The organism is Veillonella sp. 6_1_27 (assembly GCF_000163735.1).
GTDB lineage: Bacteria > Bacillota > Negativicutes > Veillonellales > Veillonellaceae > Veillonella > Veillonella parvula_A.
Window position 1 is genome coordinate 593,805 of record NZ_GG770215.1, and the last position, 26,367, is coordinate 620,171.

General features: G+C 39.1%; 25 protein-coding genes, 1 tRNA gene, 1 other RNA gene and 1 other annotated feature. All 27 genes read right to left on the reverse strand.

What is annotated here, in order from left to right:
- Positions 1 to 71 precede the first annotated feature (71 nt).
- Positions 72 to 1,277 (reverse strand): MFS transporter, encoded by a 1,206-nt coding sequence (locus tag HMPREF0874_RS02825; RefSeq protein ID WP_101928395.1) that lies wholly within the window; start codon positions 1,275 to 1,277, stop codon positions 72 to 74.
- Between the two features lie 155 nt (positions 1,278 to 1,432).
- Positions 1,433 to 3,343 (reverse strand): threonine--tRNA ligase, encoded by a 1,911-nt coding sequence (thrS, locus tag HMPREF0874_RS02830; protein WP_039965021.1) that lies wholly within the window; start codon positions 3,341 to 3,343, stop codon positions 1,433 to 1,435.
- Between the two features lie 141 nt (positions 3,344 to 3,484).
- Positions 3,485 to 3,717 (reverse strand) — a binding site (T-box leader).
- A gap of 143 nt (positions 3,718 to 3,860) precedes the next feature.
- Positions 3,861 to 4,850 carry a hypothetical protein gene (locus tag HMPREF0874_RS02835; protein ID WP_008601321.1) on the reverse strand — a complete coding sequence of 330 codons (990 nt, stop codon included), beginning with the start codon at positions 4,848 to 4,850 and terminating at the stop codon, positions 3,861 to 3,863.
- 101 nt (positions 4,851 to 4,951) lie between these two features.
- Entirely contained in the window at positions 4,952 to 5,227 is a 276-nt protein-coding gene (locus tag HMPREF0874_RS02840) for a DUF4911 domain-containing protein (RefSeq protein ID WP_008601322.1), read from the reverse strand.
- A gap of 3 nt (positions 5,228 to 5,230) precedes the next feature.
- Complete coding sequence (locus HMPREF0874_RS02845) at positions 5,231 to 6,475, reverse strand: U32 family peptidase (protein WP_039965023.1); 1,245 nt, start codon at positions 6,473 to 6,475, stop codon at positions 5,231 to 5,233.
- Entirely contained in the window at positions 6,475 to 7,083 is a 609-nt protein-coding gene (locus HMPREF0874_RS02850; protein ID WP_004697053.1) for an O-methyltransferase, read from the reverse strand. Before HMPREF0874_RS02850 ends, HMPREF0874_RS02845 begins: the two co-directional genes overlap by 1 nt.
- 23 nt (positions 7,084 to 7,106) lie before the next feature.
- The gene (mltG, locus tag HMPREF0874_RS02855; RefSeq protein ID WP_039965025.1) at positions 7,107 to 8,540 is read right to left on the reverse strand and encodes an endolytic transglycosylase MltG; all 1,434 of its coding nucleotides are present in this window, start codon (positions 8,538 to 8,540) and stop codon (positions 7,107 to 7,109) included.
- A 243-nt stretch (positions 8,541 to 8,783) separates the two neighbouring features.
- Positions 8,784 to 9,080, reverse strand: a complete 297-nt coding sequence (locus HMPREF0874_RS02860; RefSeq protein WP_008601328.1) for a DUF1292 domain-containing protein — start codon at positions 9,078 to 9,080, stop codon at positions 8,784 to 8,786.
- A gap of 26 nt (positions 9,081 to 9,106) precedes the next feature.
- Positions 9,107 to 9,526 (reverse strand): Holliday junction resolvase RuvX, encoded by a 420-nt coding sequence (gene ruvX, locus HMPREF0874_RS02865; RefSeq protein WP_004696363.1) that lies wholly within the window; start codon positions 9,524 to 9,526, stop codon positions 9,107 to 9,109.
- Positions 9,526 to 9,786: an IreB family regulatory phosphoprotein gene (locus tag HMPREF0874_RS02870; RefSeq protein ID WP_004696366.1), complete on the reverse strand. Its 261-nt coding sequence runs from the start codon at positions 9,784 to 9,786 to the stop codon at positions 9,526 to 9,528. The genes ruvX and HMPREF0874_RS02870 overlap by 1 nt, the downstream gene beginning before the upstream one ends.
- A 154-nt stretch (positions 9,787 to 9,940) precedes the next feature.
- Positions 9,941 to 12,556: an alanine--tRNA ligase gene (alaS, locus tag HMPREF0874_RS02875; RefSeq protein ID WP_008601335.1), complete on the reverse strand. Its 2,616-nt coding sequence runs from the start codon at positions 12,554 to 12,556 to the stop codon at positions 9,941 to 9,943.
- Positions 12,557 to 12,833: 277 nt separating this feature from the next.
- Positions 12,834 to 13,646 (reverse strand): NlpC/P60 family protein, encoded by an 813-nt coding sequence (locus tag HMPREF0874_RS02880; protein WP_004696370.1) that lies wholly within the window; start codon positions 13,644 to 13,646, stop codon positions 12,834 to 12,836.
- An 84-nt stretch (positions 13,647 to 13,730) separates the two neighbouring features.
- Positions 13,731 to 14,741, reverse strand: coding sequence for a glycosyltransferase family 2 protein (locus tag HMPREF0874_RS02885; protein ID WP_004696372.1), 1,011 nt, complete (start codon positions 14,739 to 14,741; stop codon positions 13,731 to 13,733).
- A 376-nt stretch (positions 14,742 to 15,117) separates the two neighbouring features.
- Entirely contained in the window at positions 15,118 to 15,495 is a 378-nt protein-coding gene (locus HMPREF0874_RS02890; RefSeq protein ID WP_008601337.1) for a hydrogenase expression/formation C-terminal domain-containing protein, read from the reverse strand.
- 68 nt (positions 15,496 to 15,563) lie between these two features.
- On the reverse strand, positions 15,564 to 16,142 hold the full coding sequence (locus HMPREF0874_RS02895) for a HyaD/HybD family hydrogenase maturation endopeptidase (RefSeq protein WP_004698675.1): 579 nt from the start codon (positions 16,140 to 16,142) through the stop codon (positions 15,564 to 15,566).
- Positions 16,135 to 16,944, reverse strand: coding sequence for a Ni/Fe-hydrogenase, b-type cytochrome subunit (cybH, locus tag HMPREF0874_RS02900; protein ID WP_008601341.1), 810 nt, complete (start codon positions 16,942 to 16,944; stop codon positions 16,135 to 16,137). The genes HMPREF0874_RS02895 and cybH overlap by 8 nt, the downstream gene beginning before the upstream one ends.
- A gap of 14 nt (positions 16,945 to 16,958) precedes the next feature.
- Positions 16,959 to 18,860 carry a nickel-dependent hydrogenase large subunit gene (locus HMPREF0874_RS02905; protein ID WP_008601343.1) on the reverse strand — a complete coding sequence of 634 codons (1,902 nt, stop codon included), beginning with the start codon at positions 18,858 to 18,860 and terminating at the stop codon, positions 16,959 to 16,961.
- Positions 18,860 to 19,999 (reverse strand): hydrogenase small subunit, encoded by a 1,140-nt coding sequence (locus HMPREF0874_RS02910; RefSeq protein ID WP_004696383.1) that lies wholly within the window; start codon positions 19,997 to 19,999, stop codon positions 18,860 to 18,862. Before HMPREF0874_RS02910 ends, HMPREF0874_RS02905 begins: the two co-directional genes overlap by 1 nt.
- Before the next feature lie 274 nt (positions 20,000 to 20,273).
- Positions 20,274 to 20,603 (reverse strand): co-chaperone YbbN, encoded by a 330-nt coding sequence (locus HMPREF0874_RS02915; RefSeq protein ID WP_004698670.1) that lies wholly within the window; start codon positions 20,601 to 20,603, stop codon positions 20,274 to 20,276.
- Between the two features lie 57 nt (positions 20,604 to 20,660).
- Positions 20,661 to 21,011, reverse strand: an RNA gene (rnpB, locus tag HMPREF0874_RS09865) — RNase P RNA component class A.
- Positions 21,012 to 21,060: 49 nt separating this feature from the next.
- A complete protein-coding gene (locus HMPREF0874_RS02920; RefSeq protein ID WP_008601348.1) occupies positions 21,061 to 22,164 on the reverse strand; it encodes a Nif3-like dinuclear metal center hexameric protein in 1,104 nt (367 codons plus the stop codon).
- 20 nt (positions 22,165 to 22,184) lie between these two features.
- Complete coding sequence (locus HMPREF0874_RS02925) at positions 22,185 to 22,907, reverse strand: class I SAM-dependent methyltransferase (protein WP_039965032.1); 723 nt, start codon at positions 22,905 to 22,907, stop codon at positions 22,185 to 22,187.
- Positions 22,908 to 23,133: 226 nt separating this feature from the next.
- A tRNA-Ile gene (locus HMPREF0874_RS02930) sits at positions 23,134 to 23,208 on the reverse strand.
- A 71-nt stretch (positions 23,209 to 23,279) separates the two neighbouring features.
- A complete protein-coding gene (gene folE, locus HMPREF0874_RS02935) occupies positions 23,280 to 23,837 on the reverse strand; it encodes a GTP cyclohydrolase I FolE (RefSeq protein ID WP_008601351.1) in 558 nt (185 codons plus the stop codon).
- An 81-nt stretch (positions 23,838 to 23,918) separates the two neighbouring features.
- Positions 23,919 to 24,665 carry a radical SAM protein gene (locus tag HMPREF0874_RS02940; protein ID WP_039965034.1) on the reverse strand — a complete coding sequence of 249 codons (747 nt, stop codon included), beginning with the start codon at positions 24,663 to 24,665 and terminating at the stop codon, positions 23,919 to 23,921.
- Complete coding sequence (gene queD, locus HMPREF0874_RS02945; RefSeq protein ID WP_004696395.1) at positions 24,652 to 24,990, reverse strand: 6-carboxytetrahydropterin synthase QueD; 339 nt, start codon at positions 24,988 to 24,990, stop codon at positions 24,652 to 24,654. The genes HMPREF0874_RS02940 and queD overlap by 14 nt, the downstream gene beginning before the upstream one ends.
- Before the next feature lie 205 nt (positions 24,991 to 25,195).
- Positions 25,196 to 26,356 carry an RNA polymerase sigma factor RpoD gene (gene rpoD, locus HMPREF0874_RS02950; RefSeq protein WP_004696398.1) on the reverse strand — a complete coding sequence of 387 codons (1,161 nt, stop codon included), beginning with the start codon at positions 26,354 to 26,356 and terminating at the stop codon, positions 25,196 to 25,198.
- Between the last annotated feature and the right edge of the window lie 11 nt (positions 26,357 to 26,367).

Genomic DNA, 26,367 nt, shown 5'->3' on the forward strand with positions numbered 1-26,367 from the left:
TTGATTTTTATATAAGTTTCAATATAAAACGTCTATATTCTTTTCAATGTAAAGCTTTTACAAACAATTATCTATTCTAGTTCCTTACCTTTTAGTTCAGGAATTAAGAATACGGTTGCCAATATATCGATTACATAGATAATCGCCAAGAATGCAATTGCCACTTGGTACGAATACATTGAGATAATCATACCTACTACCATTGGGCTAAAGCCACCTACGGCGCGACCGATGTTAAATAATACATTTTGAGCCGTTGCGCGAGCACTTGTTGGATAAGCTTCTGCCATTAAGGCACCGTAGCCACCCATCATGCCATTTACAGAGGCTCCTAGAATAGCACCGGCAAATAGCATAGCTGTTGGATCAGATAGTTGAGAGTAAATCAAGATAGATGCTACAGCACATACTTGGAACAAGATAAATGTTGGTTTACGACCAATTTTATCAGCCAATCGTCCGAATAACCAAATGCCAAGCATCATGCCACATACAGTTACGGCAGTCCACAGACCCGATTTTGTAAGGGAAAACCCTAATTGCTTACTCAAGAAGTTAGGCAACCAAATCATAATACCGTAGTAACCAAAATTTTGAACAGATGTTAAAATAGCAACACCTATAGAGGTCTTTGTAGTTCTTACATCTTTTACTAATAACTTGAATGAATTTGTATGGGAATGTTCCTTAGTTTCTTTACTTTGAACAAAGATTTCTGGTTCATGTAATTTCGCACGGAAGAACCAGGCTACAAAGGCAGGGATAATGCCAACCATAAACATTCCTCGCCATCCAATATAAGGAAGTAATACGGGGGTTAACAGTGCTGCGGCCAATACGCCTAACTGCCAGCCGATGGCAACATAGCTCGTCGCTTTTGCACGGTGTTGTGCAGGCCATGCTTCAGCTGCTAAGGCCATACCAATACCAAATTCACCGCCTAAGCCGATGCCGGCAATTGTACGATATATGAGAAGATCCCAATACCCTTGTGCAAAAGCACATAGACCAGTGAATACAGCAAATAACACAATAGTCCATGTCAACACACGAACACGACCAAACTTATCTGACAAAGTACCAAAGATAAAACCACCGATTACGGCACCTACCAATGTCCACGTCACAAGTGAACCTGCTTGACCAGTAGTCAAGCCTAAGTCCCCTGAAATCAAGGTTAGCATAAAGCCAAGAATCAAGAGATCAAACCCATCCATGGCATAACCTATAGATGAACCAATAACAGCTTTCCAACCGTATGAATTTACTTCTTTCATAGTCATTTCCTTTCGCTACTCACAGGTAACAATTAAAGAGAATATAATAATAAAATCCCCCTCATATAATCTCACCACTAATAAATTATACAGACTAATTATAATTGTGCAAGATGTGAGGGGGATTTTTATCAATATAAACAATAGATATTTAATTAATTACGTTCTTTAATTTCAATCTTAATAGAATTAAAGAATTCTTCGAATGGTACAGAACCTAATTCATCACCGCCGTGTTTACGAACGTTAACTGTGCCTTCTTCAACCTCTTTATCACCCACAACAAGCATGTAAGGAACTTTTGCCATTTGCGCTTGGCGGATTTTATAGCCGATTTTTTCACTGCGATCGTCTACTTCTACGCGTACATAGTCGCGGTGCATTTGTTTTGCCAATTCTTTAGCATATTCAACGTGTTTTTCAGAGATAGGCAAGATTTTAACTTGTACAGGAGCCATCCATGTTGGGAATGCGCCTGCATAATGTTCAGTTAAGATACCGATGAAACGTTCCATAGAGCCAAAGCATGCACGGTGAATCATGATAGGACGATGTTTTTGACCATCTTCACCAATGTATTCAATTTGGAAACGTTCAGGCAAGTTCATATCCAATTGGATAGTACCACATTGCCATGTACGACCTAAGGAGTCTTCGATATGGTAGTCAAGTTTAGGTCCGTAGAATGCGCCGTCACCAGGGTTGATTACGTATGGAATACCTTTCGCTTCGATAGCATTACGCAATGCTTCTGTCGCTGCTTCCCAAATTGCGTCATCACCCATTGCATTATCAGGTTTAGTGGACAATTCTACATGATATTTCAAGCCGAATTGGCTATAGATACGGTCGAACAATTCGATAACTTTCATCAACTCAGTTTGCATTTGATCTGGCAACATGAATACATGAGCATCGTCTTGTGTGAACGCACGTACACGGAATAAGCCGTGTAATGCACCGGACAATTCATGACGGTGAACTAGACCGAGTTCAGCGTAACGCAATGGGAAGTCACGATAGGAATGCATTTCGTTTTGGTAAACCAAGATACCACCTGGGCAGTTCATAGGTTTAATTGCATATTCTTCATCGTCGATGATTGTAGTGTACATATTTTCGCGGTAATGATCCCAGTGACCAGAAGTTTCCCACAAATGTTTACTCAAGATGATAGGTGTACGAATTTCTTCATAGTCAAAATCATGGTGAACTTCACGCCAGAAGTTTTCTAATTCGTTGCGAAGAGCCATACCTTTTGGTAAGAAGAATGGGAAACCAGGACCTTCTTCTTTGATAACAAACAAGCCAAGTTCTTTACCAAGTTTACGGTGGTCACGTTTAGCCGCTTCTTCAAGCAAGTGAAGGTATGCATCAAGTTCTTCTTTCTTTTCAAATGCAGTACCGTAAATACGTTGCAACATTTTGTTCTTTTCATCGCCGCGCCAGTATGCACCTGCAATGCTTTGTAATTTGAAAGCTTTTACCTTACCAGTGGATGCCACGTGAGGTCCTGCGCAAAGATCGATGAAATCGCCTTGAGAGTAGCAGGAGATTACAGCATCTTCAGGAAGGTCTTGAATCAATTCTACCTTGTAATCTTCGTTTTTAGCTTTGAAAAATTCGATAGCTTCTTGACGAGGCATAACGGATTTAGTAATCGGTAAATTTTCTTTTACAATACGGCTCATTTCCTTTTCGATTTTACCCAAATCTTCAGGAGTCAAAGTATGTTCCATATCGATATCATAGTAGAAACCTTTGTCGATAGCGGGTCCAATAGCCAATTTAGCTTCAGGCCATAACCGTTTAACAGCTTGAGCCAAGATATGAGAAGCTGTGTGGCGCAATGTATGTTTACCACCATCTTCTTCGAATGTTAAGAACGCTACTTCAGAACCATCTACAAGTTCTTCGCGAAGGTCTGTTAATTCGCCATTTACGTTAGCAGCTAGTACTTTTTTAGCCAAGCTGTTAGATAGTTGTTTTACTGCTTCCCCAAGAGTAGTGCCAGCAGCGTATTCCTTTGCACTACCATCAGGTAAAATGATTTTTACATCTGCCATTTTTCTTTCCTCCAATTTATAAACTAGGATAGCTTTGATTTTATACTTTCACCAATAGACCTACTTACCACACAATACATAAGCATTGTGTAAATAGCTTGTAGAAATTGGGTAATAAAAAAAGACCTTCTATCCCTACAAACAAGGGACGAAGATCATTCGCGGTTCCACCCTAGTTAACTACCTATACGAATATATGTGTATAGTTAATTCACTTCATTAAGCCCGATAACGGTGGCGGCCGTACTTGCCTACTTAGGTTCGACAAATCAGTTTAAAGGGGGTAACTCTAATATATGTGTAAGGCATTTCCAGCATCTGCCTCTCTCTGGTACACAGGGATAAAAGAATCATGTCCTTTGCATCACTTTTACTAGATTATAGTATCATAGAGAATTAAAAAATTCAATACAGTTTAACTGGAAATTCTATAAATTCTATACATTAAAAATAACGGCCCGAATGTATCGAGCCGTTTTGTAAGATCTATTAACCTTTGAAAATTTTGCTAGCTCTATTAGCGTTTGAAGTTTGTAGACAACATAGCGCCAATTACTTTTTCCAATTTGCTAGTGGAAAGATCTGGACCTTTATAGAGTGTTAAGAGCACGTCATTAGAGTTATCTTGTTTAGATACCATCATAACGCCACTACCGCGAGCCCCATTATCATCATAATCTTTCGCTACGATAACAAGGTTCAAATAATGGTCCTTCATGTATGTGTACACCTTGCTTGTACGCGCAGAGGAACCGATCATTTTTGCCATATTCATACCACGGTTGAATACGATTGCATTTGCATTATGAGGATTTGCCGCTAATTGTTGCTTCTCTTCTTCATTTAGAGGCATGAGGTTTACCATGAGGGAATCACCCATTTTACCGCGGAACATGGCTGGCATCGTTTCGCGTACATCATCAGGAATACCTGTGTCAGCAGTCAATTTCAATTCCTTAGGAACGGTCATGTATAAAACGCCCTTACTATTGCGTCCCACCTCTGTCGTACTGAGGTCTACAGCACTAAGCATAATGGAATCTTTAATGGTCGCAACTTGATTAGCCAACGGTTTTTCAGGAACGCCACGGCTCGCCAATTGTACATCGCCAGATTTAGTTTTCTTCAATGTTTCCACATTCCAACTTGCACCTTTTTTGTCTGCATCGCTAGCTTCTGTGAAAGCATTCGCCCCATCCTTTGTACCTACATATACATAGGTTTGACCTGGGATGATGGTATCTGGTGCACCAGATTTATTGAATGCCGCACCATATACTACATTAGGAATCACAGTAGAGCCAATTTGTAAATTGTTGTTAGTTTGGCTTTCCACATCAAAATTGATATTCCCTGTGAAAGTCATATCAGGACCGTGGTTGATAACAACCACATCTCCTGCTTGAGGAATGATTACAGGACCAACAGGACCCGCCATAGCTACACCTGCCATCGATACTCCAAGGCAAGCTGTTAATAATGCGCGTTTCAAAATAGATTGTTTCATAGATATACTCTCATTTCTCTATAATTTGTATACATTTAATGTAATTGTAAATCTAGTATAGTCATAAAATTCCCTCATACGATTTACAATAAAAATTATACTTAACCTTCTATAGTGACATAGTCGGATAAGCTACTTAATACTTCAAGCGCCAAGGGCCTTGTAGATGGTGTGCAACGCAACATGCAGCGCCCACTTGCATCTACAGAGGTCATAACACCTAAATATTCATAGCCTTCAATGATGCGATTGATGAAATTCGTATGCTTAGGATCAATGTGAAAGTACACATACGCTTCTTCTCCAGAGGTTGCTAAATCGGGTACATCTGGAAATGCACCGATTGATTTACTCGGCTCTAAGGCTGCACCACTCATAAACTATTCATCCTCTTTAGGTTTGCACTCACGGCGCATCATGGAGTAAGGTTCAAGAGGTGTATCCATATAAATGCGTACTTTCATTTGTGCATGCGGTGCTACATCGATAGGATTACCATCTTCATCTGTCATTTTTTCGATAACAGTTTCAACGAGTTCCCCTTTTGGTTGACAGAATTCTACCTTATCACCCACCTTGAAGTTATTACGTTGTTCAAGATCAACGTATTTTTCTTCTTCGTTGTAGCCCATAACTAAACCGATGAAGTCATGACTTTGAGTATTCGTAGATTTACCATAGTTTTGCGCCGTTTCATCAGGACGACCTTCAGCAAAGCCGTCTGTATAAGGGCGATGGGAAATCTTTTCTAATTCTGCAATCCATTCTGGACGAACGTACCAATCTTTACCTTCTTTAAGGTATGTATCAATCGCTGTGCGATATACTTTTGCCACTGTGGCACAGTAGTGAACAGATTTCATGCGACCTTCGATTTTAAGGCTATCAATACCAGCTTCATATAGATCTGGAATGCGGTGAATTAAGCACAAGTCTTTAGAGTTAAAGATATACGTGCCATGTTCATCTTCTTCGATTGGGTAATATTCACCAGGTCGATTAGATTCCACAAGAGAATATTTCCATCGACAAGATTGAGAACATTGACCACGGTTCGCATCGCGATTACCTGTCATATAGTTAGACAATAAGCAGCGACCAGAGTAAGAAATACACATAGAACCATGTACGAAGGACTCAATTTCAATATCTACATGATCCTTCATTTCTTTAAGGTCTGCTAAGGATACTTCGCGAGCCGCTACAACACGTGTGGCACCAAGTTCTTTCCACATCTGAACTGTATGCCAATTCGTAGTAGAAGCTTGTGTACTTACGTGAAGCTCTAAACCTGGAGCCACGCGCTTAGCAAGGCTAAAAATCCCCATGTCTGCAACGATGATAGCATCAACACCGATGCTTTCAAGAAATTTCAAATACTCCTCTAAACCTTCAAAGTCCTCATTGTGAGGAATGATATTACATGTAACATGAATCTTTTTGCCATGTGCATGTACAAATTCTACAGCTTCCTTTAATTCCTCATCGGAGAAATTAGAGTTTCCTGCGCGCAAGCCAAAACGTTTGCCTGCGCAATATACGGCATCCGCCCCATAGCGGATAGCCATTTTAAGCTTGTCCATATTACCTGCAGGACAAAGCAATTCCATAAAATGTTCTGCCATTATTTGTTGTGCCCTTTCCACACACTCACACTCATGCCATCACCCATTGGGTAAATGGTAGTGTTAAACAATTCTTTATTTTCAACATATGTTAAGTATTCTTGTAACCGTTTTACGATGGTTTTGAACCGTTTTGGTGGTTCCTTATCGCCCCTTACATAGCCTCTAAAGAGCACATTATCTGCAAGAATGACGCCCCCTTCTTTCACATGTGGCAGAATAAGTTCAAGTTGTTTTAAATATTGCCCCTTTGGACCATCTAAAAACACTAGATCATATTCGCCTGTGAGTTCCGTTAAGACTTGAGATGCATCGCCTTTCAGCAATGTAATGTTATCGGCATAATCGGATTGGTTAATATAGTATTTCGCCATTTCGTGACGCACATCATCCAGTTCAATGGATGTAATATGCCCCTCTTCCTCGTCGAGTAGCGGAGCCATCAACAAAGCGGAGTAACCAATGGCGGTGCCCACCTCTAACACAGAGGTGGGCCGGTACAAACCTATTAATTCTTCAAATAGATGAACCTCAGATTCTCGTAAAATCGGCACATCATTAATCATCGCGTAAATACGCTGTTCATTTAAAATATCATTTAATGTCATGAAAGTAGATTAAATCTCCTACATTATCTATTGTTAGTACCACTAGGAACTACCAACGTAGAGCGTTCAGCAGGATTTGCAGATTCTACCTGAATTTGTGGTACTTGTTGTGCATTAGGAATCACATTTTGCATCGATTCAGGTACAGGTGTCGTCGTTGGTACATACGTATTGTTATTTGTATTATTTCCATAGGATGGAGCAGCCGGCGTGACTTGCGTCGATGATTGATTTTGTGTTGAACCTGGTACAGGATCTGGAATCTCAGCTGCTGAAACTGTAGTCGGTGTGTATTTATAACTAGGTTCTACGTCAACATATTGAGAATCTGCTTCCACCGCTTCTGCAGAACTATAATTATAATTAGGCTCTGTAGTCGCTACTGCTACGTCATAGTTAGGACCAGCTTGTGCAGCTACTTCCGTATTAGCAGAAGAATTTTTTACCGTATCAGCACCATAAATTTTATTAACCGCTGCTAAATGTTCTTCGTAAGATTTAGAGAAGTGATTATGCCCCTCTTTATCTGCTACGAAGTATAAATAATCTGTATTTTCAGAATGTAATACTGCATCTAGAGCTTTTTTACCAGGATTTGCAATTGGTCCTGGTGGTAAACCTTTAGATACATATGTATTATATGGGCTTTGCAATTGTGTATCACCAATCGTTACATTTTCTTTCGCATAGCCAAGTACATAGGAAATAGTCGCATCAGATTGCAATGGAATACCATGAGCTAGACGCTTTTTGAATACCCCTGCAATAGTTGGGCGGTCTGCATCAAATAAAGACTCTCGTTCAACGATAGATGCCAAGGTTACAAAATCATGGATACTCATATGTTGGGCTTGAATTTGTTTCTTCACAGCTGGGGTAAGGTAACGATTCATTTCGTCAGCCATCATTTGAATAACATCACGAGGCGTAGCACCTACGGGGATTTCATATGTGCTTGGGAACAAGAAGCCTTCTACAGGATATGTAGCAGGTTTTGTGCCTTTCATATATGGGTATGGTACATAGGTCTTAGCTTCAGCTAAGAAGTCCTTCGCCTTCATGATTTGATTCTTTTCAAGAACGATAGCAATATCACCAACTGTATATCCTTCTGGAATTGTAACACGAATAGATTCTACATGACCTTCTTGTAACAAAGAAATGAGTTCGCGCACAGTTACCTTATTAGGTATTTGATAATGTCCAGTTTGAAGCTTATCATTGGTACCGCTCAAGTATAACCAGAGCTTAAAGCCCTGAGTTGAGCGAATAAGCCCTCTTTCAAAAAGCATATCTGCAATTTCAGTACCCGTTTGACCTTTTTCAATAACGACTACTTGTGTTCCATCATCTTGAGCAAAGGTATTCGGTACAAAGTACAATGCACCAAGGCCTCCACCAATAATTAATATACCTACAATAACTAGGATCAAAATATATCTTAAGGCTTTTCTCACGTTGTTGAGTTCCTTTCTGTAACATAACAGTATATCAATTCATTATACCATAAACTCTATATTTCCCCTATATAAAAGGGCAATGATTCCGCTTATTCCATTTTATGCAATATATTAATTTTATGTATTTGTTATGCCCTTAGCATGAATGAAGTCTCTGCTTTTTACAACAATGATAATGTATAACAAAATAAAAATAGCGCATTGTCCACTGACAACACGCTAAATTTATGCTAAAAACGATTATTCGTCTTCATCCATGTCTTCATACAGTTTTACTAGAGTTTCAAAGTTTTCATCTTCTTCATCCAAAGGTACGTATTCTTCTACGCCTTCTTCATTTGTTTCGATGCGAGCCAAGATCATGTACGTGTCATCTTGACCTTCATGGTCGGCATCTTCATCTTGTACATGTACAAGAACGGCATACTCTTGACCTTCATGGCTCAAGATAACATCTTCTGTGAAGTATTGTTTATTACCATGTTCGTCTTCGAATTCCAAATAATACACTTCACCTTCAAAATTTTGGTCAACCATTGGAAACCCTCCTTAAGGAAAAATACTTATTTATTAAACTGCAAGCGATCTAGATATCCTTGCAAAATTACAACCGCTGCCATTTTATCGATAACGGATTTACGCTTTTTACGGCTCACGTCAGCTGCGATGAGTTGACGTTCAGCCATAACAGTAGATAACCGCTCATCCCAATATGTAACAGGTAAATCGATGACTTCCTTCATTTTTGCAACGAATTCTTCAGTCTTTTCAGCCCGTTCACCTTTTGTACCATTCATATTTTTCGGCATACCTACCACAAGTTCATGTACTTCATATTCAGAAATGAGTTCTTGTAAGCGATTAAAGTCTTTTTCCAGAGATGTTCTACGAATGGTTTCAATACCTTGTGCAGTCATGAGCAGTGCATCGCTACAGGCAATACCAATAGTACGGCTGCCTACATCTAATGACATAATTCTCATTATAATTGTTTAGCCTTTGCGTATTCTTTCAACAATTCTTCAATCAAGTCATCACGCTCTAAACGGCGGATATCGGAACGCGCATTATTATAACTTGTTATATACGCAGGATCTCCAGAGATTAGATACCCTAAGATTTGATTAATTGGATTGTAACCTTTTTCTTGAATAGATTGATAAACACGCGTAAGCACCTCTTCAGCGGTCATCGGTTCATCGTCTACTTTACGGAATAACATGGTTTCATCTGAAACGTTCATCGTATCCCTCCTTTTTATTACATCGGCAGATTTCACTATACAAGTGAAATCTCACCTACTATTATACTTGAATTAAAGCTACAAAGTCAGTAACTTTTTATGCATTATAAAAAATTTCTATAACAGATACAAGTATAATTATAAAATTATATGCCTATTGTAACATAGATTTTAAGGCTTCACCACCAGCTTTTAATGCTTCCATTAATTTAGCTGGCTCTTTGCCACCTGCTTGTGCCATGTCCGGACGGCCACCGCCATTACCTCCAGCTACTTGAGCTGCTGCTTTAACAATATTACCTGCTTTTGCACCTTTAGCAACGACATCTTTAGACACTTTACATACAAAGTTTACCTTATCATCACCCATAGCAGCGCCTACAAGAACCACACCAGAGCCATTCAATTTATCAAGGCCCAAATCAGCTAAATCACGCAATTCATCAATGGAGGACGCCTTTACAGCTGCGGCAACAAATTCAACATCACCTATCACAACTTTACCAGCAACGATGTCAGCTGCACCCGCTGCCGAAACTTCTTTACGAATTTGTTCTAATTCCTTAGCAGTTTCTTTTGCTTCTGCTAATACTTGGTGTAAGCGATCTTCTATTTGAGGTGCTTTAGTTTTAAGCTCGCTTGCCATGCGTTCAATAGTCAAACGATCTTGTTTTGCTGCATCGAGAGCTGCACGACCTGTAATCGCTTCAATACGACGTACACCAGAACCGATACCAGCTTCAGATGTTAAACGGAAGGAACTAATGAAAGCTGTGTTGCCTACATGAGAACCACCACATAATTCAACGGAGAAGCCAGGAACCTCTACAACGCGAACTACATCGCCATATTTATCTCCAAAGAGTGCCATCGCACCTTTCGCTTTTGCTTCGTCCATGGACATTTCAGCGATAGCTAGGTCCGTAGCTTTTAAAATTTCTTCATTTACAAGTGCTTCGATTTGATCAAGTTCCTCTTGTGTTACAGGGGAGAAATGAGTGAAGTCAAAACGCAAGTAATCAGGAGTTACTAGAGAACCAGCTTGGTTAACATGCTCGCCAAGAACCTTTTTCAATGCTGCATGTAACAAGTGTGTTGCTGTATGGTTGCGGGCCATTGCTGCGCGACGATTTGTATCCACTTCAAGCGTTACATCGTCACCTTCAGAGATAGAACCTTCTATAACAGTACCGATATGATATACAGTGCCTTCTGGTAAACGTTTTGTATTATGAACCTCTACCTTACCCATTGGACCCACGATAAAGCCTGTATCACCTAATTGACCGCCCCCTTCAGCATGGAAAGGAGTAGTGCGTACGATAACAGTAATTTCATCGCCGTCAGCTGCTGTTTGCAAGCGTTCAGAACCTTTACCAAGCATCAATACGGAGGATGCAGTTTCTGCTTCATCTTCAACAAGTTCTTCATCTTTCAAGAATGTAATGTCTGGTGTTGCTACCTTCGCAGCTTCTTTTACACGAGCTTCACGAGCGCGTTCGCGTTGTTCTTTCATAGCAGCTTCAAAACCTTCATGGTCGATTGTAAAGCCGCGTTCAGAAGCTATTTCCTCTGTTAATTCCCAAGGGAATCCATATGTATCATATAGTTTAAATACTTCTGTACCAGGAACAACAGTTGCTTTTTCAGCTGCAAGTGTATCAATCAAGGAGTTTAATAACTCAAGACCTTGTTCCAATGTTTGGTTGAAGCGTTCTTCTTCATTTTGTACAACACGCTTAACGAAGTCTTGTTTTTCAGCGATGGATTTAATACCAGGGCCAAGAATGTCTACGACTACATCAATAAGTGGTGTTAAGAAGATACCTTCAATACCAAGTAAACGGCCATGACGTACAGCACGGCGTAAAATACGACGCAATACGTAGCCGCGACCTTCGTTGGATGGCAATACGCCATCGGAGATCAATGCAGTGACAGCACGAGCATGGTCAGCAATAACCTTCAAAGAAACATCTGTATTTGGATCTTCGTTATATTTCACACCGGCCCGTTTTGCAGTGGCTTCAATAATTGGGAAAATCAAATCGGTTTCAAAATTTGTTTTACAACCTTGTAATACGGAAGCCAATCGTTCAAGACCGGCGCCTGTATCAATATTTTTGTGTTGTAATGGTTCATAAGACCCATCTGGCATTTTATTGAATTGTGTAAATACTAAGTTCCAGATTTCAAGATAGCGATCACAGTCACAACCTGGTGCGCAATTAGGGTCATCACAACCATGTTCAGGACCTTGGTCGAAGAAAATTTCACTGTCAGGACCACATGGGCCTTCACCAATTTCCCAGAAGTTATCTTCAAGGCGTGTAATATGGCTTTCCTCTACACCACAATCATTATGCCATGTATCATACGCTTCTTGGTCATCTGGATATACAGTGACATATAGTCTATTTTTATCGAGTTTAATAACTTCAGTTAAGAACTCCCATGCCCAGTGAATAGCTTCTTTTTTGAAGTAATCACCGAAGGAGAAGTTACCAAGCATTTCAAAGAATGTATGGTGACGAGCTGTGCGGCCTACATTTTCAAGGTCACCAGTACGCATACATTTTTGGCTTGTTGTAATGCGATGACAAGGAGGTACCAACTTACCTGTAAAGAACGGCTTCAATGGCGCCATACCTGCCCCAATCAATAACAAAGACGGATCGTTTTCTGGTATAAGAGAAAAACTATCTAATTTTAAATGTCCTTTACTTTCAAAAAACTGCAAGTATGCTTGACGCAGTTCATTACCCTTCATGTGTATATTCCTCCTAAAATTATTTACTCTTCATTATAACTCAAAAACGATATAAAATCTATTAAAAACATTGAGATTATGCGGAATTTACGCACTTTCACACCAATTCAAGTAAACCGTAAAAAATATAATTTTAAATCCATATTTTTTACAATAAAAGTAAAGGTCAAATTTGGTCAATGCTAGTTAAATCATAAATAATAAACATAAAAAGAGGTTATACAAATCAACAAAACAAAATTGATTCGTATAGCCTCTTTTATATCTAGTTATTAAATTAGCGTACAACGCGTTTTGCGCCGATGTAACGTTCACCCCAATAGCCAGTATCAAGATCTGCTACTGCAACACCACGACTGGAAGTGGCGCTGATGAACTTGCCATCACCAATATAAATACCGGAGTGAGATGGACCTGGTTCATAGGTTTCGAAGAATACCAAATCCCCCGCTTTCAAGTTCGCACGAGAAACTTCAACACCTACGTTATACTGTTCATCTGCCAAACGCGGTAAAGAAATACCTTGTTTTTCAAATACATATTTAACATAACCGGAGCAGTCAAAGCCACTTGGAGTTGTACCGCCAAATACATATGGTACACCACGGTATTTGTCAGCTTCTGCCAAGATTGCGTGAATGCTGCTAGGTGTTTCATTTTTCGTAATATTGTTTAATTTAACGTTCTTGCCATTAATGGAATGACCAGCGATACGACGGGATGTCGCATTACTGTTTGTAAAAGCGGATTTCGTTGCTACTGCTTTAGTCGCTGCATTTTGGGTCAATACTGCCTTCGTAGAACGAGGCGCGCCCATCAATGCATTATACGTAGCAGGGCCTACGATACCATCCACTGGAAGGCCACGATCTTGTTGGAACAGACGAACTGCCCACTTCGTTTCCTTACCATATACACCATTTTTATCTGTAGCATTATAGCCGTGTTTAATTAGTTGTTGTTGAACCGCTGTAACACTTTTGCCCTTATCACCATATTGTAATGTTGTTGCGCCAACCATGGCTGTTGTGGCACACACAAAAGTTAATGTTAATGCCGTTATTTTAACCTTACTATATTTTGACTTCATATGCTTCCTTTCCAAAAAACTTTTAAAGTAAGTTATTTATTCAAAATATACTAACCGTCTATTTATTTGCATTCACAAATACAGCTAGTCTTCTTTGCTTTTGTTAGTATAAGCCTCTGGTGCCATAAAAACATCTGCACTGCTTGGCCCGAGTAACGGAGCCTCCTCATGCTCTTCAAAATTTATAGCTGACTTAACCCAATACAAAGGCCGTTGCTTCACCTCTTCAAAAATACGACCTACATACTCGCCAATGATTCCCAGTCCGACGAGTTGAATTCCACCAATAAACAAAATTGATACGCCCAAGGTTGTCCACCCATTCAAAGCTTGCCCCGTAAGATATACATACAAAAGATGTAAAATGAGCAAAAAGCTCATTCCACCGCAAAGTACTCCTACATACAAGGCGGCCCGTAAAGGTACCCTTGAAAAAGCGGTTACACCATCGAGAGCAAATCGAATCATTTTACGCACACTAAACTTTGAGACACCTGCAAATCGAGGTGGTGCCACAAAGTGCAACTCTGCTTGTCGGTACCCTAAGGCACCGACAATACCGCGCAAAAATCGACCATGTTCTCTGAATCGTTTCAACGTGCCCAATGCTTTACTATTCATGAGGCGGAAATCGGACCCGCCTTCAACAATAGGAACATCGGCCATTTTGTTCATCAGTTTGTAATAATACTTAGATGTGAAAGATTTAGCCCAACTAGCGTCATCAGTTGAATCGCGTATGGTACGCACCACATCATACCCTGATTCCCATAATCGAACTAGTTCAGGAATCAATGCAGGTGGATGCTGCATATCACCGTCCATTGTAATGACTGCATCGCCATGAGCATAATCAAGTCCACATGTAAGTGCCGTCTGATGCCCAAAGTTACGAGCCAACAATAACACTTTGACATGTTTATCATTGAATGCAATTTCACGCAGTATCATAGCTGACGAATCACTAGATCCATCATCCACGAAGATTAATTCATAATCATACGTGAGACCTGACATAACATCAGTTACAGCTTTATAAAAGTTCGCTATATTTTCCTCTTCGTTATATACAGGCACTACAATAGATAGTAACATAAATCCTCCAAAGTATTTTACTCACATATTTTATGTTAATTAGTAAATTAAGGCAAATGCCAAAGGTTAACAATAGGCCTAATAATGTTTATAAAGCCAGTAAATAAGCTATTTCTCTGTAAAACACCAATAAAACACTTCATTTATCCTTTATATAAGCTAAACGAATTAATTTTATATAAATTTATTTGTAAAACTACTTAATAAAGTAATTTATAAAAATTATTTATTTTAATTATACATAAATAAATATGATTATTTCTGGCTTTATCAACTATTAATCAAAAATTTATATGAATTATTATCATAAAATTATCAAAAATACCTAATTTCATCTATTTTTCATGAAAAAGAGACCCGTTAAGGGTCTCCTTTACTATAATCCAGCAGCATCAATCCAAGATTGTAAATCTTCCTCCGCCAGTTCCATATCTTCTATATAAGCACCAGCTACAACTGGATATTTAGCGACCTCTACTGTATGTAAAATGGAATCATCGCGACCATTTTTATAAGTCCCAATCCAGATTCCAGAAAATTGTGATTCATACCATTCTACAGGTTGATCAGTTTCATTAAAGTTAATCGTAATATGACCGCGTCCAAGTGTTTCTAATACTTCAACTTGTTCTTCCTCTGTTAAACCTGTTTTTTCAATATAAATCGAATATATCTCACCATTTTTACGCAAATTCTTTAGAGCCAAACGCAACTCATTTAAAACGGCGCGAACATTACCATAATTTTCAATCATAAATACTCCTATACAGAAACGATCTTTACATTCTATAAGCTATCTATACATTATATGAAATTTCCACTTTATGCTTTAGGCTCAACTGTTACGCCCCATTCTCGTAGGACATGCAAAATACGTTTTTTAACCTCAGGCAAGGCACATTGTACCGGCCCGCTAGGCTCAAAACCAATTTCCAATGATTCCGGTTCTACACCGATAACCACTGCATCTTCTAATGGATCTTCTTGAATAGCACGGATGCGTAAAATATCTTGCATTCCTACTTCATGTACAGAAATATGTTCCGTAAAATATTGTTCCAATTCCTTATGAGGAAATTCATATATAGTTCCTGGAGCATCTCCACCATTAATAGCGTCTACAAGAAGAATTTTCTTCATACCACGCATATACGTGAGTAATTCCATCCCCATAGTGCCACCATCAATAATGGAAATTGCAGGTGTAAATGTGAAAGATTCTTTCAATTCTTTTACTACATGAACACCTAATCCCTCATCGGTAAGCAAAATATTACCGACTCCAAGTAGGACAATTTCATTATCTCCATCATCATAAAGGCTGTTTAAATCAATACGCGGACCCTCTGAGTCCGCGTATTGTTTCAAGCCACTGATGATATCAGTACTTGTATTAGTCATTTTCTTGTAATTCTCTTTCTCTAGGATCATTAGGATCACTTGGACGATATGTAGTACCAGATGGTTTATCAATACGTTCCCCACGACGACGTTTACCATTGAGGTCTTCAATATCAATTGGGTCATGAGCGTAATATTTCATACCTGAAACCATAGCAGATACTTCACCGGATTCCTCCATAACATCTTCTCGGAATGCCATATACACGTGAACAATAGTAAAGAACAAGAATCCCCACGCAATGTAATGATGAATAACATGGACCTTGTATTCACCACCAAATAATGTAACCACTGGTGCAAATAAAGTTCCTAGAATACCATTAGGGTTAACCATCGAATACATTGCAAAACCCGTTAAGATTTCAAAGAAGAACATAATGTATACCATCATATACGCAGTTCTAGCTAAGGAATTACGAAGCCAATGATGTTCATGTTTTTGAGGAATCATTAAATAGTGCAATGTTGTTTCTTTAAGACCGTACCAATACCGTTTTTGACGGAATTTAGGTAACAATCTATCCCCTCGGTTCCAAAGAGCACCTGCAAAACGGAAGATGAAGGAGAACGTTAAGATAACACCTGCAATGAAATGGATACGACGCATAGTTTCCATAGAGAACCAGCCATCAATAGCAAAGGTTGGTTCAGGGTTACCCGTAATCGCAGCAAAGCCTGGATCACCGATATATAGACCAGTCCAGAACAATGCAGTTACACTGAGTACCATAGTCCAGTGGAATATGCGCAACCATAGACTAAATACGACATACGCCTTTTTGTCAGTATGTATTAACATAAGTCCACCACCCTTTATTTACACAATGCATCTGTATTGACGGAAACAATTTTTTCGCCTTTTTTATTGTATAAATGGGTTGCACATGCTAAGCATGGATCAAAGGAGTGAATTACCTTCAAAATTTCAAGTGGTTTATCCGCAATTTTTACATGTGTATCAATCATAGAATCTTCATAGGCACCATGTTCATTAGCTGCAGTTTTAGGGCACGCATTCCATGTAGATGGTACGATACATTGATAGTTTGCAGAGCGTCCATCTTTAATATGTATCCAGTGACCCAAACCACCACGAGGCGCATCTACAAGGCCAACACCTTTAGCATCTTTATCCCATGTATTTGGCTCAAATTTAGTCATATCCGCTACTGTAGTATCACCATTTTTAATATTAGATACAAGCTTGTTAAAGAAGTATTGGCTAATATTTGCCGCTACCTGTGCATCAAGGCCACGACATGCTGTACGTCCTACCATAGTAGTCATCCATACATGAGCTGGTACACCCAATACTTGTGATACTGTATCAATTTGACGAACAATCATAGATTCAGCCCAAGTTGGGTCTTTGATTATGCCTTGTTTTACCTTTGTATACACAACAATATATTTTGCTAATGGACCAACCTCTGCAGCTTTCCCTTTGAAAGTTGGAGATTTAATCCAAGAATATTTTTTATCTTCATCAAGGAATTCCCATTTTTCTTTTGTACCAGATTTAGGACCTGTAAATTTAGGATCAGTAACACCTTCAATAGGATGAAGTGTTTTTGTTCCATCTGGATATGTAAACCAGGAATGATCAACCTCTTCACTAAGATATTGAGGATCCATGAAATCTTTACCTTCTAATGGGATGAATGTTGCTTTATCTACACCTAATGCAAAGTTCTCAACAACACCATTGGAACGAACAATACATTTCTTATGATAGTCACCATTAGAAATACCGGTGTACGTATCATCAGGATAATCGCCATAGGACATAACGCGTTTCTTCGCAAGGCCACCACCATCGATCATACCTTTTTCTACATATATTTTACCGATAGCTAATAGATCTGGCACGTAGAAATTATCAACTAAGTCTTTAGTCAATGCAATAGATTGCTCTACAGCAGCAAGGCGTTGCGTATTAATAGGGGCATTCATATCATTCATAGAAATAGAGCATGGCATGCCACCTACAATGTAATGAGGATGAGGGTTTTTGCCACCAAATACAACATGAGGAATTACAATATCCCGTTGACGATCAAGAATGTTCAAATAATGAGATACGGCCATCAAATGAACTTCTGGAGGTAACAAGTTATAATCAGGATGATCCCACCATTGAGCGGAGAAAATCCCCAATTGGCCTGATTCAACTATTTTCTTAACCTTTTGTTGTACAGCCGTAAAGTATGCTGTAGTAGCCTTAGGAAACTCTTTAGGATAGGCTGAGTCTTTTGATGCCGTTTCCGCAGGTGCTAAACCGCTCACATTATAAGTTGCTAATACATCATTTTGTAATTGAGCGGTTTTAGCAGGATCTGCACTAAGAGCTGCTACCGGACTAACCCAATCAAGCGCATGTAAGTGATAGAAATGCACGATATGATCATGCACATCTAGACTACTATGCATGATATTACGTATATAGTTTGCATTTTTAGGAATTGTAATTCCAATTGCATCCTCTACCGCACGTAATGCTGCCAACGCATGTGTTGTAGTACATACACCACAAATCCGTTGTACGAACGCCCAAAGGTCACGAGGATCGCGATCTTTAGCAACAAGTTCGATACCGCGCCAAGCAGTACCAGAAGACAATGCGTCCTCTACTTTACCACTCGCTTCATCAACTTTTATTTCAACCCGTAAATGACCTTCAATACGGGAAATCGGATCTACTACTACGCGTTTCATTAGTGACCTCCTCCATTATTATGTTTCTTTTCATCCCATAAGCCTTGTTCTTTTAAGCGTTTTTCTTCTTTCATATCAAGAATTTTATTACGCGTAAGAGTTGCTGCACCATGAACGATAACCGCTGCAGTGGCACCAACGGCAGCTACTGTACCGATTGTATCAGCAGTTGTGATAGTATTAGCCAATGGAATATCTGGTAATCGTTTGTAGAACACATCATTATCCCAGAAGCCCTTTTCAGAGCAACCAATACAACCGTGACCGGATTGAATTGGATAGGATAAACCATTCCACCAACGTAGATTACCACAAGAATTATATGTTTGAGGTCCACGACAACCTACCTTGTATAGGCACCAACCAGATTTAGATGCATCATCGTCAAATTTTTCAACGAAGAGACCAGAGTCAAAGAAGGCACGACGGTAGCATGTGTCGTGAATACGATTGCCATAAAATTGTTTAGGACGGCCTTGAGAATCAAGAGGTGGAATTTGACCAAATAATGCATAATGCATAATTACACCAGTCATAACCTCCGGAATTGGAGGGCAGCCAGGAACCTTGATAATAGGCTTACCAGATACAACGGAAGATACAGAAACTGTATTTGTTGGATTTGGTTTTGCCGCCTGTATACCGCCCCAAGAAGCACAAGAACCATATTCTATGATTGCTGCAGCTCCTTTAGCTGCTTCTAATAGGGATTCTTTAAATGTACGTCCACCTACTGTGCAATAAACACCATCTTCATCAAGTGGTACGCCACCTTCAACAGCCAAGATATATTTACCGGCTTTTTCTTTGATGATTTTTTCTAAATGTTCCTCTAATGGTGCACCAGACGCTGCCGCCAAAGTATCATCATATTCAAGAGAAATCATGTTCAAAATAACATCAGAAGTAAAGGGAGAGGATGAACGGATAAAAGATTCACTACAACCAGTACATTCATGACCATGCAACCAAATCACCGTAGGTAATTCAGTTGTTTCGGCAGCCTTAACAACGGTGTCTAACATCGTTGGAGGTAGACCTAAAATAGCAGTGAGTGCTACACAGGATTTCATAAATGTGCGTCGACTCAAACGGCGTTCTTGGAAGAGTGTCCACAAACTATTTATACGATTCTTCATGGAATATAGCCTCCTTACAACAACTTTGCGCAATATAATTATATTACTTAATAAACTACAACGTTTATGACAGAAATCATTTTTATGAGCTCACTCTATCAGTTTGACGAAGTTCAACCAGCATGATGACAATCATATTTTTACTATTTTATTATATCACTTAACATTTTTGAAAACTATAAAATTTAACAAAAAAGCTGTATATAAGAAATTAACTTTTCTTATATACAGCCTCATGTTATTTATTTTCTACGAATTCCTAGTTATTAATTAATTAGATAACTTCCTTTATTAGAGACTCAAGCATATCTGCTTTTTTATAACCCACAAGGGAATCAAGCATTTTACCATCTCGGAAGAATACTAAGGATGGAATACCATCAACATCTTCTTTTAACAAAATACCACGAAGATTTTTATCTTCTGCATTAACACTAAAGAATTCTACTTGACCTTTTAAACGCTCTGCTACGTCTTCAATCTCTGGACGCATAACGGTGCAAGGTTCGCACCAACCAGCCCAAAAATCAACAATAGCTAAACCTTTAGCGCCAAGCACTTTCTCATCAAATTCTTGTACACTAGTAATTGCTGTAATTGCCATGAAGTTCTCCTAACAAAGATCTACAATCTTATATACTATCAATTATATGTTAAATATAGAAGCAAGCAATCAATAAGCCGAGTTCTGTTCCACTTGCGCGGTGACGATTATCTTTCTAGGCGTACAGTCGCCTGCACGCTCGAGCGACACAACCCGGAAGGTAGGCGGGACCACCCTTAACCCTTCCCTATTCGGTCTTGCTCCGGATGGGGTTTACCGAGCCAGCCTGTTACCAGACTGCTGGTGAGCTCTTACCTCACCTTTCCACCCTTACCACTTACGTGGCGGTTTCCTTTTCTATGGCACTTTCCCTAAGGTTACCCTCGCCAGACGTTATCTGGCATCCTGCCCTATGGAGCTCGGACTTTCCTCGAGTCTTATAGACTCGCAATCGTCTTTCATACTTGCTTCAATTCAGTTTATCATAGCTAACAATTTGTTGCAAGAAAATGCATCATTACACAAAGAAGAAATCATTTTGTTCTGTAAAAGCTTTCACAGGAACAGTAAATCCTACAGAGATTAAATAGTCACACAAACCACGCGCCACTATAGACTCAGTTCCAAAATGACCCGCATCAACTACGAGTAAACCTAACTCCTTAGCCATTTGCGCCTCATGATACTTCACATCACCTGTGATATAGGCATCTACATGTAATCGAGCAGCATATTTAATAAATTCAGCACCTGCTCCGGAGCATAGCGCAATGGATTGAATTGTTTCTGGCGCAACACCGGCAAAGCGAATGTTAGCATCAGGCAAAGCATCTTGTACCCATTCACGGAAAGAATCTAAGTTTAATGCATTAGGCAAGCGACCTACCCGGCCTAGATATTGAGTTGAACTAGTAGGCTCAACTATATTCAAAACCTCATAAGCCACCTCTTCATACGGATGAGCTGCTTTCATAGCCGCTACGACTTCGCTTAAATGTGTCCCATCAACTATAGCATTTACTTGTATCTCAGGAGCCACTGTCAAAGCACCAGCTGACCCAATGACAGGATGAGAATCTTCATTACCAACAAAGCGCCCTTCACCATGGATACTGAAACTACAATACTCATAATTACCAATTCGACCTGCCCCTGCATCGCCCATCGCCATACGAACCGCATCAGCCGAGCTTTCAGGTACAAAGGTGGTCACCTTATAGAGCGCCTCTTCACCAGTTTTAATAAAGCCCTTAACATCTGTAAGCCCCAATTGCTTTGCCAACATATCATTGAGACCGCCTGATGCAATATCAAGATTTGTATGTGCACTGTATACGGCAATTTTATATTGAATCAGCTTATTGATTGTACGCCCTTGAGCAGTATCACATGATATCTGTTTCAATCCTTTAAAGATCAATGGGTGATGGCTAACAATTAAATTACAATTTTGTTCAATAGCATATTCTACGGCCTCTTCTGTTACGTCTAACGTAGTCACAACACCTGTAACAACTGCATTCCGATCGCCCACCATGAGTCCTACATTATCCCAAGACTCTGCATAGGAGCGGGGTGCTAGTTGTTCCATTACAGTAATAATTTGTTGAACCGTCGTCATAAAATCACTTCCTCTCTATTCTATAAAAGATTACGAAGAAAATTAACTTCCTGCTCTAAATCCTGATATTTATCAGTATAACTTAATTTCTCTGTCATATCATCTAATGCACATTGTCGTTGATATATTAAATACTCTATATATTTCATCCAAAGTGGTGGTCTATCTTGTTCCAATAAAGCCCCTACAGACCACAACAAGGAGTCTTCCGGTAACGCTTGATAAATATCTACATATTCAGTCATACCTGTATAAGCTTCCACGCAGTCATTGCGCACTGCTAAAAATGCTGTATAGAGCTTACCAGCATCTTCTACGATGATTTCTAGAACGATAACATATCCCTTTTGAACCATATATTGACGTAATTCTTTTTGTCCATTCTGCGGTTGGAGTACATAGAACTCTAATTGTTCCGGGCCTGCATCTACAATATCCCGCATTAAAAAACCGCCCATACCACAACAAATGGCGCCGTTCAACTCGCCCTTTCCTGTCACTTTAAGACCATCGCCTAAACGACAATCTACTTTATCGGCTAGTCCACAAGACTCAACATATGATCTTGCAGATTCTAACGGACCTTTATGTACATCACCGGCAATGACATATTCAGCGCGTTGACGGTTGATGAGCTCTACCGCTAAATAGCCATGATCGGTGCCGATATCGGCAATGGATTGCGCCTTTGGTACGATTGAGAATACCGCTTCTAGGCGGTCCATCATAGGTCTAGGTTCCATAACTTCCTCTACTATTACTAATTATATATTACTAACTATTCATTCTTAATTCTTAATTATTTATTCTTGATTATTTTTTGCTTATTTATTTGCTTATTTATTCTCGTTTATTTATTTCTAAACATAATACTATTCAAAAATAAGCTTTGTTAAGTTACAAAAATAAATGAGTTACATATAAAAATAACCGTCCTTGAAATCTCAAGGACGGTAGATATCAACATAATGGTGGGCCCACCTGGGTTCGAACCAGGGACCGACCGGTTATGAGCCGGTTGCTCTACCCCTGAGCTATAGGCCCTCAGTTAGTTTCTAGCTTATTAATTATACCGAATAGACTATCATTTAGTCAAGGCAACTCAAACGCTAAGACTATTTCATTAGCATAAAACGGTGAATCATATGATCTTCGTTAAATACGCCTTTAGTAGTTAGTGTAGTCGTTTGGCTATCTGTAGATTTAATGCCTCGTGCACTCATGCAGCTGTGAGACGATGTAATGTGCACAATAACATCATCAGACCCTGTCGCTAAAGAAATTACTTCCGCAATATCTTCACCAATTTTTTCTTGCAATTGTAAACGCTTGCAGCACATTTCAGCTATGCGGGGAATCTTAGATAAACCTATGACACGACCTTTTGGGATGTACCCAATACTGATACTCATATCATACATCAATGCCATATGATGTTCACAATGAGAGAAGCAAGTAATATCCTTTACTACTACCATTTGATTTGTATCTACAGCAAAGGTCTTACCATACATTTCTGCAATCTCAGCATTTGTATACTGAATGCCTTCATATACCTCTTCCATCATTTGAGCCACCCGTTTCGGTGTTTCTAACAAACCGTCCCGATTAGGATCCTCACCTAATGCTTCTAACAACTGATATATAAGCGATTCTATTTTTTTTGTATCCATATTTACCCCTTTATATCAAGATTTCATCAGACCTCATATCATACCATAGAAAAGATACTGATACTACACAGCCTAACAATACTATACACCCTTTGCATCTGGATCCCAGACAAATTTATGGATTTGCAGTTGGAATCGTACATTCTGCAAATTATATGTTTTCATATAATCAATAATCGATGCCGCCTCAATCTGTCCCCATACAGGCGATACATATATTTGAGCCACTGTAGGATATTTACTAATTATGCGACGCATACAATCCAAATCTTCTGGAGAACCAACGACAAACTTAATCAAATCACGTTCTGTAGCCACCTTGAATATATCTATATTCATAGACTCTTCGGCTAAAGAGGACGGCGTTTTATAATCGTAGGTAAACCACACATTATCTCTATGAAAGCTCGGTACAATCGTGCCATTTGTTTCAATATTGAAATCATAAGGACTATTATTAGGCCTCTCTCGTTTATCTACATCTTTATCTACATCATTAATACGAGTTAAATCACTTTGACTTGATGGACTGTCTTGTATCTTTAAAGCCTTCCGACGATTTAATTCATCAATTAACTCTACAACAGCAGCTTCTTGTAATAGAGGCTCCCCACCAGTAATAGTAATGCGATGATTGCCTAAGCATTCAATAACATCAGCCACCTCAGCTACAGTCATCTCTTTGAAAACACTATCAATGCCGTAGCTATAAGTCGTGTCACAATAGGAACAGCGAATATTGCAATCATGGAGGCGTAAAAATGTAGTCAGCAAACCTTGCCGACTACCTTCCCCATCAATAGAGGCAAAAATCTCAATCACGTTCATAAATAGCTGTGTTCCCTTCAGATTCTTGAACCTCTACTTTAAAGCATTTTGGGCCCAATTCATCAGCGATCCATTTTGCCATATTCTCCGCAGTAGGATTTATATCGCCTAGTACATCGTTGATATGGCGATGGTCCAATCGACCATGAATTTTTTCTTTAATAATCGTAAAGTCGATGACCATCCCATTATGATCTAACTCTTCAGAACGTGCATGAACTGTAATAATCCAATTATGCCCATGAAGATTTTGACATTTACTCGGATAATCTAGTTTTAATTGATGAGATGCACTCACCTCTAACCGTTTAGTAACTGTAAACATTATATCTCCTATCTATTACATAAGCGTTTAACTTATATCTATTACATAAAACTTATCGCTATTACATGAAACGCTTGTCTATTACGTAAGTCTTATCATAAATTACTTTTTATTGTAAGATATTACCATTTTTTATTATAACACAAAAGGGTTGTAATACAGTGCTATACAACACTGCATTACAACCCTTAAGAGATTCAAAATCTTATAAGAAATCTTTGATTTTATCACGTTTACCGCGGTTGCGCAATTTAGTAAGCGCTTTACCTTCAATCTGACGAATACGTTCACGTGTAACATTGAAATGTTGACCAACTTCTTCCAATGTACGAGGCTTACCATCCTTCAAACCAAAACGTAAAATCAATACTTGTTGCTCACGATCAGTCAAGCATGTAAATACATCTTCAATTTGCTCTTGCAATAAAATGTAGCTAGCTGCATCATCTGGAGCAATTGCATCTTGGTCCTCGATGAAGTCCCCTAAATGGGAATCTTCCTCTTCACCAATCGGAGTTTCCAAGGATACTGGCTCTTGAGCGATCTTTTGAATTTCACGTACCCGCTCTACAGTAATTCCCATACCTTCAGCAATTTCTTCTGGCAATGGCTCACGACCCTTGTCTTGCAACAATTGTCTAGAAATACGAATCAATTTATTAATTGTTTCTACCATATGTACAGGAATACGAATCGTACGAGCTTGGTCTGCAATAGCACGCGTAATCGCTTGACGAATCCACCATGTAGCATACGTTGAAAATTTATAACCTTTAGTATAATCGAATTTATCTACCGCTTTAATCAGACCTAGGTTACCTTCTTGAATTAAATCCAAGAACAACATACCGCGACCTACATAACGTTTCGCGATACTTACAACTAGCCGCAAATTAGCATCTACCAATTTTTTCTTAGCCTTTTTGCTAAGTTGAATATCTTTATATGTAGCATCCTCTTGTGCACCAGCTTCGATTTGCTTAGCTAATACGATTTCTTCGTCAGCTGAAAGCAATGGTACGCGACCAATCTCTTTTAGGTACATTCGTACAGGGTCATCAATATTAACACCAGAATCAACACTTAAATCGATAGAAATTTTCTTCTCGCTAGAAACTTCGTCTTCATCTTCATCCGTTTCAATTGTATGACTATCTGTATCATCAGCATCAATATCTGCCACAATCTCAACATTCAATTTACCCAAAGTCGTATAAATATCATCTAATTGTTCCGCAGTAATTTCCGTCTGCTCATGAAGAGCATCTGAAATCTCGGATTGTGTCAACACACCGCTCTTACGGCCTTTTTCAAGAAGTTGCTCAACAATCTCCTCTATTTGACTTTTTTGTACTTTCTTAGCCACAGCGCTCTCCT